This is a genomic window from Niveispirillum sp. FG148 (assembly GCF_057809655.1).
Genome location: NZ_JBMDKJ010000077.1, coordinates 1 through 669 on the forward strand (window position 1 = coordinate 1; position 669 = coordinate 669).

Consider the following 669-nt stretch of genomic DNA (forward strand, 5'->3'; position numbering starts at 1 on the left):
TATTGGAGGGCGTGATGGTGCTTGTGATGATGAGCGCACAGGAGCTGACGCGGGTTGAGGTTTTGGCCGAGGTTGCCGGCGGTTACCGGACGGTGTCGGGTGCGGCAGCTTTGCTGGGTCGGACGCGCCGGCAGGTATTCCGACTGCTGGCGCGGTTCCGGGCTTCAGGGGCGGCGGGGTTGGCGTCGCGGCGGCGTGGGCGTACTGGGAACCATCGGCATCCGGCGGCGGAGCGGGATCGTGTTCTGGGGCTGGTGCGGGAGCGTTACGCGGATTTCGGCCCGACGCTGGCGGCGGAGAAACTGGCGGCCTTGCATGGGTTGAAGGTTGGTCGGGAGACGTTGCGGTGCTGGATGGTGGCGGCGGGTCTGTGGACCAGTCGGCGGGCCCATCTGGCGGCGGTGCATCAGCCCCGTCCCCGGCGGGAGCATGTGGGCGAGTTGGTGCAGATTGATGGCAGCGAGCATCCGTGGCTGGAGGATCGGGGGCCGGCCTGCACCTTGCTGGTTTTCGTGGATGACGCGACCAGCCGGCTGATGCATCTGAAATTTGTGTCATCGGAGAGCACGCTGGCCTATATGGGGTCACGACATAGAAGGGGCGAAAAACCACGCTGAGACCGTCTCAAACCTGGGGGTCTCATGCCGCTTTGCGGAAAGGCCGACGGGC

Annotated in this window: 1 protein-coding gene; it reads left to right on the plus strand. The window is 66.1% G+C overall.

Annotated features, from left to right (window positions below; genetic code table 11):
• On the plus strand, nt 1–617 hold a 617-nt coding region (locus tag ACODTW_RS28270), incomplete at its 5' end, for a helix-turn-helix domain-containing protein (RefSeq protein ID WP_488949555.1).
• Nucleotides 618–669 lie beyond the last annotated feature (52 nt).